The sequence below is a fragment of the Streptococcus sp. 2579 genome (assembly GCF_013277195.1).
Lineage (GTDB): Bacteria > Bacillota > Bacilli > Lactobacillales > Streptococcaceae > Streptococcus.
Genome location: NZ_VMMM01000025.1, coordinates 1 through 9,549, shown reverse-complemented (window position 1 = coordinate 9,549; position 9,549 = coordinate 1). Strand labels below are relative to the sequence as shown.

Sequence of the window (9,549 nt, the reverse complement as noted above, 5' to 3'; positions counted from 1 at the left end):
CTATTTGATTTTCATTGAGTGTAAATAAAAAACAGAACTAGCATGAACTAGTCCTGTCTACTTTTAGCCAATCACACTTCCATTCGGTACAGCTGGGTCAACTGTGAGAAGGGTTAATTGTCCATCATGTTCAGCTGAGAGGATCATCCCTTGACTGACATATTTCTTCATCATTTTACGTGGTTTGAGGTTAGCAACGATTTGAACTTTTTTGCCGACCAATTCTTGTTCATTTGGATAGTATTTGGCAATTCCTGAAAGGATTTGACGATCTTCACCATCCCCAGCATCCAGGCGGAATTGGAGCAACTTATCTGAACCTTCTACTTTAGACACTTCTTTGACTTCTGCGACACGGATTTCGATCTTGTCAAAGTCTTCAAACTTGATTTCTTCCTTGTTTAGTTTGAGTTCGACTTCGTCTGGATTCCATTCTTTTTCGACAGCTGGCTTGTTGCCTTCCATTTGTTCCTTGATATAGGCGATTTCTTCTTCCATATCCAGACGTGGGAAGATTGGTGTTCCTTTGGCAACTACTGTTACACCCGCAGGGAAGTCAGCCAAGCTCAAGTTCTCAAGGCTCGCTACTTCATCCAAACCAAGTTGAGTCAAGACTGCACGACTGGTTTCCATCATAAATGGCTCAATCAAGTGAGTAACGACACGAAGGCTAGCTGCCAAGTGACTCATGACACTTGCCAATTGATCGCGGAGTGCTTCATCCTTTGCCAGTACCCATGGAGCTGTCTCGTCGATGTATTTGTTAGTACGAGAGATCAGGGTCCAGACTGCTTCAAGTGCACGTGGGTAGTCAACTGCTTCCATGTGAGTGTGGTAGTCAGCGATTGATTGTTCTGCAACGCCAGCAAGAGCATTATCAAACTCTGTTACACCCTCTACATAGGCTGGAATTTGTCCATCAAAGTACTTGTTAATCATAGAAACCGTACGGTTGAGGAGGTTTCCAAGGTCATTGGCTAATTCATAGTTAATACGGCCTACATAGTCTTCTGGAGTGAAGGTTCCGTCTGAACCAACTGGAAGGCTACGCATGAGGTAGTAACGAAGTGGATCTAGTCCATAACGCTCTACCAACATCTCAGGGTAAACGACATTCCCTTTTGACTTAGACATTTTGCCGTCTTTCATGACGAACCAACCGTGAGCAATCAAACGATCTGGCAATTTGATATCTAACATCATAAGAAGGATTGGCCAGTAGATTGAGTGGAATCGAAGGATGTCTTTTCCTACCATGTGGAAGACTGTTCCATTCCAGAACTTGTCAAAGTTACCATGTTCGTCTTGACAGTAGCCAAGAGCTGTCGCATAGTTAAGAAGGGCATCAATCCAAACGTAGACAACGTGCTTAGGATTAGATGGTACTGGCACACCCCATGTAAAGGTTGTACGAGAAACTGCCAAATCCTCTAAACCTGGTTCGATGAAGTTGCGAAGCATTTCATTGAGACGACCATCTGGAGTGATAAATTCAGGATGGGCCTTGAAAAATTCGACCAAACGGTCTTGGTATTTGCTGAGGCGAAGGAAGTATGATTCTTCAGATACCCATTCAACCTCGTGACCTGATGGAGCAATACCACCAGTTACATTTCCAGCTTCATCACGGAATACTTCTGCCAGCTGGCTTTCTGTAAAGAATTCTTCATCTGAGACTGAGTACCAACCAGAATATTCACCCAAATAGATATCATCTTGAGCAAGCAAGCGCTCAAAGACCTGTGCGACAACTTTTTCGTGGTAATCATCAGTTGTACGGATAAATTTATCGTATGAGATATCTAGTAATTGCCAGAGTTCTTTGACTCCAACTGCCATCCCATCAACATAGGCTTGAGGGGTGATTCCAGCTTCTTCCGCTTTCTGCTGGATTTTCTGACCATGTTCATCAAGACCTGTCAAATAAAAGACATCGTAGCCCATCAGGCGTTTGTAACGTGCTAGGACATCACAAGCGATGGTTGTGTAGGCAGAACCGATATGAAGTTTACCAGATGGGTAGTAAATCGGCGTTGTAATATAAAAATTCTTTTCAGACATAATTTTTCCTTTCCAGGCAAATGAAACCTGTTTTTCTAACACTTCATTATATCACATTTTTAAGGATTTTCGATAAGGAAATCCATACAAAAACAAGACAGACTGATGTCTATCTCGTTTTTTATCTTTTAAATTATTCATAACGAAGGGCTTCGATTGGGTCAAGTTTCGATGCCTTGTTGGCTGGCAAGACTCCAAAAATCATACCCACGCTAGCCGAAACTGTAAGACTAAATAGGGCAACTGGAATTGATACTCCAACTTCTATACCCGCAATCAAACCTTGCAGTAACAAACCTGCTAAGGCAGTTAAACCACTTGCAATTGTCAAGCCAATCAAGCCACCTAACAAGGTCAAAATCATGGATTCAATCAAAAACTGGATTAAAATATTGGCACGCGTTGCACCCAAAGCCTTACGGAGACCAATCTCACGGGTACGCTCTGTAACAGAAACCAGCATGATATTCATAACACCAGTTCCTCCAACAAAGAGAGAAATTCCTGCGATAGCACTAATAATCGTCGTCATAAAACTAAACGATTGTTGAACTTCTGCAAATGCAGCTGACTCATCTGCTACTTGATATTCTCCCTGTTGCAAGCCAGCAAGCTCTGTCATTTTTCGTGCTAATTCTGGCCCCAGAGTTTGAGTCAAGCTTGTATCATTCACTCGAAAGACAATATTAGCTATTTCATCTACATTAAAATTCGCAGCAAGGGAGATATTTGTGGTAATGGGCAAGCCGCCAAGACCATATATTTTTGAATTTTTAGATTCTTGGCTAGTATAAACACCAATGACTCGATAACTAAAACCATTGACTTCTACAACCTTGTTAATAGCCTCTTGAGGAGATCCAAATAGACTAATGGATAATTCTTCATCAAGCAAAATAACACTTGCAAATTCTTTGAAATCTTGCTCTCTCAGACTACGTCCTGCAAGAATTTCATTATTAACAGCCTCCATATAAGTTCTGTTTCCACCTGTCAAATTGGCATTTTCAACCTTTTTATCTTTATAAGTCAAGATGGCGTTCGTTGAGTTGGTTACATAGTAATTATCCACTCCCTTGAGTTTGGCTGCCTCCTTGACCCAAGATTCTTGCGGTTTTGGTGGTTCAACATGAACTTCCTCTTCTTTTCCAGAAACCGTAAAAGCTGATTGTTTCTGAGTAAAAGACCCATCTTTACTTTTTTTAGAAGAGAAAAAGACACTGATATTTTTCTGAGATCTGGTCATGTTTTTATTGAGATAGCGAGACATGGAATCACCCAGAGCCATAATCACAACAACCGATGAAACACCGATAATAATCCCAATCATGGTAAGCAAAGAACGCATCTTGTGAGCCATAATAGATGAAAAGGCAAATTTCAGATTCTGCATCTTAGTTTTCCTCCTTTTCTAACTGAGCACTATCAGATGAAATAACTCCATCGCGAATGACAATCTGACGTTTGGCATAAGCAGCTATTTCAGGCTCATGCGTTACCATGATAATGGTTTTTCCTTCTTTGTTCAAGTCAACCAATAGTTGCATAATTTGATTCCCTGTTTTGGTATCCAAGGCTCCTGTCGGTTCGTCCGCTAGGATGATAGAAGGATTGTTTACCAAGGCACGCGCAATAGCCACACGTTGTTTTTGACCACCAGATAATTCCGAAGGCAAATGGTGACTACGCTCAGTCAATTCAACCTTGTCTAAATACTCCTCAGCTAACTTGCGCCGTTTTGAAGCCGAAACTCCTGCGTAAATCAAGGGCAATTCTACATTTTGCAGAGCATTGAGTTTAGATAGAAGAAAGAACTGCTGAAAGACAAAACCGATTTGTTGGTTACGAACTTTGGCAAGTTGTTTTTCACCCAATCCAGCCACTTCTTGGCCTTCAAGATAATACTCTCCACTGGTTGGTGTATCCAACATGCCAATCGTATTCATCAGAGTGGACTTACCCGAACCAGATGGTCCCATGATGGCAACAAATTCACCCTCATTCACTTCTAGGTTGATATTTTTGAGAACCTGCAGTTCTTGGTCACCGTTACGGTAGCTTCTGCAGATATTTTTTAGACTAATTAGTTGCTTCATCAGCCTTCACCTCTTTTCCTTCCTCTAGAGAAGACGTTGGGTTACTGATGACCTTGACTCCATTTGTCAGACCTGAAGTGATTTCTTGGTTGTCTGCATCAGCATTGCCCAAACCAACTTCCACTTTCTTGGCCTTTTTCTGCTCGTCAAGCACCCAGACATAGTTCTTATCATTTTCAGTCACAACACTTGTTAGAGGAACCAAAATGGCTTTACTCTTATTTTTGACCTCAACACTTACTGAGAATCCTTGTTTCAAATCACCGATTTCACTTGTAACATCAATAGTGTATGGATATTTAGAACCAGAATTACCAGAAGCTGCGGCAGCTGGACTAGCTGCTTCACCATTGTTTTTAGGATAGTCAGAAATATAGCTTAATTTCCCAGTCCATTTTTTATCAGGATACACTTTAGAAGTAAAGCTTACTTCTTGACCTACAGATAGGTTGGCGAGGTTATATTCAGATAGTTCTCCCTTAACTTGCAAGTTTTCATTACTTACGACATGAACGACTACTTGGCTAGCTCCTGTTGGAGATTTAGAAACATTGTGGTTGACTTCGACCACAGTTCCCTCTAGGGTACTGAGAACCGTCATTGCATCTAACTGACTTTGAGCCTTACTTAATTGCGCTGCAGCGTCTGCACGCGCATCACGGGCATCACCCAACTGAGCGTCAATAGAAGCAACAGAATTTCCAGCCACTGGAGTTGGGCTTTGCACCGTTGCATCTTCTCCTCCTGCTGGCGCAGAGGTTTGAGGAGCCGGAGCTGAAGCGGCTTCATTTCGTGCTTGATTGAGTTCATTGATATGACGATCTGCCTTCGCAACTGCTCGACTCGCTGAATCATAGGCCGCCTGGGCTTCTGAACTACTGTACTTAACTAAAGCCTGCCCTTCACTGACCTTATCACCCACAGAAACAAGGATTTCATCTAAATCTCCCTTACTAGCATCAAAATAAACATATTGTTCATTTTTTGCTGTTACTGTCCCTGACAATAAAACCGACGAAGCAACAGTTCCCTCTTTTGCCACTACTAGATGTGGTATTTCATCCTTAACATCGGTTTGCGAGGGTTGTCTAAAGAGTAAAATCCCCCCGGCACCCAATACAACTACACTGGCAGCACCGATTGCTGCATACAATTGCCACTTTTTAGCTTTACCATTCTTTTTCATAATGAAACTCCTTTTTGATTTAAAGTTCTTAACAATATTATACAAAAATTATCAATTTGAAACAATAACATTTTAGAACGAAATAATGACATTTCAGGATTTAATTATTGTTCGGAATTTTTGTTTAGTTATTGTACTAGATATATAATGCACTTTATTTTTCCTTTTTGCAAGCCTTTTCTTTAAATTTTTTGAACGTAGCAGATTTTTGCAATCAAATTAAAAAAAAGATAGAATATGACTATCAAAAAATGACACTCTACTATTTAAAAGAGTACAAAGGAGTTTTCAATGAGAGAATACGATATCATTGCTATCGGTGGAGGTAGCGGAGGGATTGCTACCATGAACCGTGCTGGTGAACACGGAGCCAAAGCGGCCGTTATTGAGGAAAAGAAACTAGGTGGAACCTGTGTCAATGTCGGCTGTGTTCCTAAAAAAATCATGTGGTACGGGGCGCAAATCGCTGAGACTTTCCATCAATTTGGAGAAGACTACGGCTTTAAGACTACTGATCTTAACTTTGACTTTGCAACCCTACGTCGCAATCGTGAAGCCTACATTGATCGCGCTCGTTCTTCTTATGATGGCAGTTTTAAACGCAACGGCGTGGACTTGATTGAAGGTCATGCTGAATTTGTAGATTCTCATACTGTTAGCGTAAATGGTGAACTGATTCGTGCTAAACATATTGTGATTGCTACTGGTGCCCATCCAAGTATTCCAAACATTCCTGGTGCTGAACTAGGTGGCTCTTCTGATGATGTATTTGCCTGGGAAGAATTGCCAGAATCAGTTGCCATTCTAGGCGCTGGTTATATTGCCGTTGAATTGGCTGGCGTACTCCACACTTTTGGTGTCAAGACAGATCTCTTTGTTCGCCGCGATCGTCCTTTACGTGGTTTTGATTCTTACATCGTTGAAGGTTTGGTCAAGGAAATGGAAAGAACAAACTTACCACTTCACACTCACAAAGTCCCTGTTAAGTTAGAAAAAACTGCTGAAGGCATTACCATTCATTTCGAAGATGGTACTAGTCACACAGCTAGCCAAGTTATCTGGGCTACAGGCCGCCGTCCAAACGTTAAGGGCTTGCAACTTGAAAAAGCTGGAGTAACTTTGAACGAACGTGGCTTTATACAAGTGGATGAATACCAAAATACTGTTGTTGAGGGAATCTACGCTCTAGGTGATGTAACAGGTGAAAAGGAACTGACTCCAGTAGCTATCAAGGCTGGGCGTACCCTATCTGAACGTCTCTTTAACGGAAAAACAACTGCAAAAATGGACTACTCAACTATTCCAACTGTTGTCTTTTCACACCCTGCTATCGGAACGGTTGGTTTGACAGAAGAACAAGCTATTAAAGAATACGGTCAAGACCAAATCAAGGTTTACAAATCAAGCTTTACTTCTATGTACTCTGCTTGCACTTGCAACCGTCAAGAAACTCGTTTCAAATTGATCACAGCTGGTTCAGAAGAAAAAGTTGTCGGACTTCATGGAATTGGCTACGGCGTTGATGAAATGATTCAAGGATTTGCTGTTGCTATCAAAATGGGAGCAACCAAGGCAGACTTTGATGCAACCGTAGCGATTCACCCAACTGCATCTGAAGAATTTGTAACCATGCGTTAATCGGAATAAAAGAAGCAGAGCAAAAAACACTTCTAAATACCAAAAAGCGAGTATTTCCGTAGTTGGAGATACTCGTTTTCTTATGTCTTATTTTATAGTATGTTGAAATAAGATATGCAAAAATCAATTAACAAACCATAGCAAAATACAAGGATTATAATACAATCATTTATTCTTTTCTTTAAAAGATTCATATATTTTTTTATATAACTCTTTTATATCTTTTTTCTGAGAATTCAACTCTTCTTTACCGTAGTCAAAGTTTGCTACTACAAATCCCCTCGTCAGCATCAGAAAAAGTAAAAAATTCTATTTCAATTAGTTTATTATGCTTAGAGTCCTCTATAGTGTCTCCTAAATCATTATTGAATTTCTTCACTTCTTCTTCACGAACTCCGAACCCCGTAGCAGCTCCATTTGCAATGATGTTTGAAAATACTTCTTCAGAAGACTCTGCTTCTTTCACAATTATGAAGTATATAGCCTCTTCCGTTTCTACTTGTCTCACTTTATTCCATTTTTCTGTATCACTAGAAGAAAGCGTATAGACTGTTAACTCTACCGTTGGCTTATTGATATTTTCTTTTGTAATCATTTGTTTTCCAAAAAAGAAGAAGGCAAGTAACCCAGCTACAAAGATCAAAGCAATATAAATTATCTTTTTCATACATTATACCCTATATCTTTCATGTCAATTATCACATCAACTTCGTTATAGACAGCTGGATCATGCGTCGCTATTATAACATATTTGTCTTCATCTTTTTCATTTAATAACAAACGAATGATTTCTTTTCCAATCTCACCATCTAAAGCTCCTGTGGGCTCATCTGCTAAAATAATTTTACGTGGTTTCATTAACATTCTGGCAATAGCTACACGTTGAGCCTGCCCACCAGACAATTCGTATATTTTTTGATGTAAATAGTCACTTGACAGTCCTACTTTTTCAAGTACGTCAGTTATTGTTTTTTTGTCTTTAGTGATAAGGCTCAGATTATCATATACTGTTTTGTTATCTATTAAAGAATAATTCTGAAATACATATCCAACAGTATTTTTAAAAAAAGTTCTTTCTTTTATCTTCCAAATATCTTGTTTATCAACTAAAACATTCCCACTGTCAATTTTTTCTAATCTTCCTATAATATTAAGAAGGGTACTTTTACCGGAGCCAGAACCTCCAATCAATGCATAGCTTTTTCCAGATTCAAATATTAAATTTAAGTCTGTAAAGATCTTCTTTGAGCCGAAACTCTTTGAAACGTTCAAAAGGTCAATTGTCATGATTCATCTCCTTTTAAAATTTTAGTGTAGCTTTCAGATAATTTCCTAAAACTCATTATGATTGACAACATCAAAACTAGCAGAGAAGCCGCTCCAATATATAACAACTCTATTTGCCCTGTCATAAGAAATGTAAATAGAATAACCATTGTAATAGTCATCATAAAATATTTGAGACTTGAAATTGCTATATATGTTTTTGACAGACCCAAAATGATTTTTTTCACATATTCATTCTGTTTTAGAGTAATAAAAAGTTGGACATATTGATAAATGAGTATAAAGACAATACTGTAAATTATCTTCTGCAAGATTTGTGATAGTAGAATTTGGTGCTCTAAGGATTGGATCTTTAATTTCACAATTTGGTAAACATCTACTGGATTCATTGAGAAATTCAACGGGACAGTCATCTCATTTATTTTTTTTACCGCTTCAGGACTAAAAAGAGATTTATATAGTATGTTACTAGCCAAAGAAAACTTATTATTTTCCATCATTTTGTCTGTATCTAACACAACAACAATGTTATCTTTGCTATCTGCTACACTTGCCATTGGTAAAATATCTTTATTTTTATGATCGATATCAGCATCCTCATTGAAATAAAAAATTTTATTACCATCAGGAATTATTTGTACTGCAAGCTCTTCTTTTGTATAGTTTGTTCCAATAAATTGTTCTGCTACAACTGTATTCTCAATAGATTTCTGATTTTCTTTCCATTTTTCAGGAATATAGATGGTTGCTATCTTATTATCTAAAAGATGATAGTTTGTTCCATTCACTTTATTTTGTAAGTTAGCACCTGTTTGATTGATATAAATCAACTCTTTATTTATTTCTGGATTCGTTATCCCGTCATTTTCTAATTGTTTAGAAAAATTTTCTATAACATGTGAAGTTTTCATGAAATCTGGAACATATGCCGAAGATCGTTCTATATATAAAAAATCTAAGTTTTTTAAGGCAGCAACTATCTGTATATACTTACCATCTGAATCACTAAGTTCTCCATTTTTAGCAGAGTTACTTTCAATTCCAAGGAATTCAATCCTTCTCCAGTCTTTTACTGTGTCCCATGGTACTAAATTCTGTATCTGTATGTTAATACTAGATTGACTACTCTTTGTTTCTTGTAAAAAAATTCCTGAGACAAGGATGATAAGCGAAATAATAGCAAGCCATACGACAAAAATAAGCTTGTTTTTTGCCTTGTTTTTAATAATTTCAATGGGTTTTTCAACCTGAATCGTCAACCAAAATCATAACCACCCGTCA

General features: G+C 38.5%; 6 protein-coding genes and 2 pseudogenes. 1 reads left to right on the top strand and 7 read right to left on the bottom strand.

What is annotated here, in order from left to right; genetic code table 11:
- Positions 1-63: 63 nt before the first annotated feature.
- From metG to HT725_RS09845, 4 genes are all read right to left on the bottom strand, one after another.
- Complete coding sequence (gene metG / locus HT725_RS09860; RefSeq protein WP_173253530.1) at positions 64-2,061, bottom strand: methionine--tRNA ligase; 1,998 nt, start codon at positions 2,059-2,061, stop codon at positions 64-66.
- Positions 2,062-2,194: 133 nt separating this feature from the next.
- Positions 2,195-3,454: an ABC transporter permease gene (locus HT725_RS09855; RefSeq protein WP_173253529.1), complete on the bottom strand. Its 1,260-nt coding sequence runs from the start codon at positions 3,452-3,454 to the stop codon at positions 2,195-2,197.
- Position 3,455: 1 nt separating this feature from the next.
- Complete coding sequence (locus tag HT725_RS09850) at positions 3,456-4,157, bottom strand: ABC transporter ATP-binding protein (protein ID WP_033680086.1); 702 nt, start codon at positions 4,155-4,157, stop codon at positions 3,456-3,458.
- Complete coding sequence (locus HT725_RS09845) at positions 4,141-5,346, bottom strand: efflux RND transporter periplasmic adaptor subunit (RefSeq protein ID WP_173253531.1); 1,206 nt, start codon at positions 5,344-5,346, stop codon at positions 4,141-4,143. The genes HT725_RS09850 and HT725_RS09845 overlap by 17 nt, the downstream gene beginning before the upstream one ends.
- A 288-nt stretch (positions 5,347-5,634) precedes the next feature.
- Here HT725_RS09845 and gor point away from each other — a divergent pair, with 288 nt between their 5' ends.
- Complete coding sequence (gene gor, locus HT725_RS09840) at positions 5,635-6,981, top strand: glutathione-disulfide reductase (RefSeq protein WP_136937285.1); 1,347 nt, start codon at positions 5,635-5,637, stop codon at positions 6,979-6,981.
- A 165-nt stretch (positions 6,982-7,146) separates the two neighbouring features.
- Here gor and HT725_RS09835 read toward each other — a convergent pair.
- The 3 genes and pseudogenes from HT725_RS09835 to HT725_RS09825 form a co-directional block, all read right to left on the bottom strand.
- Positions 7,147-7,648: pseudogene (locus HT725_RS09835) on the bottom strand (hypothetical protein).
- Positions 7,645-8,268: an ATP-binding cassette domain-containing protein gene (locus tag HT725_RS09830; RefSeq protein WP_000151028.1), complete on the bottom strand. Its 624-nt coding sequence runs from the start codon at positions 8,266-8,268 to the stop codon at positions 7,645-7,647. The pseudogene HT725_RS09835 and the gene HT725_RS09830 overlap by 4 nt, the downstream one beginning before the upstream one ends.
- Positions 8,265-9,549 (bottom strand): annotated as a pseudogene (locus HT725_RS09825) (ABC transporter permease); the annotation flags it as partial. The pseudogene HT725_RS09825 and the gene HT725_RS09830, both read right to left, overlap by 4 nt.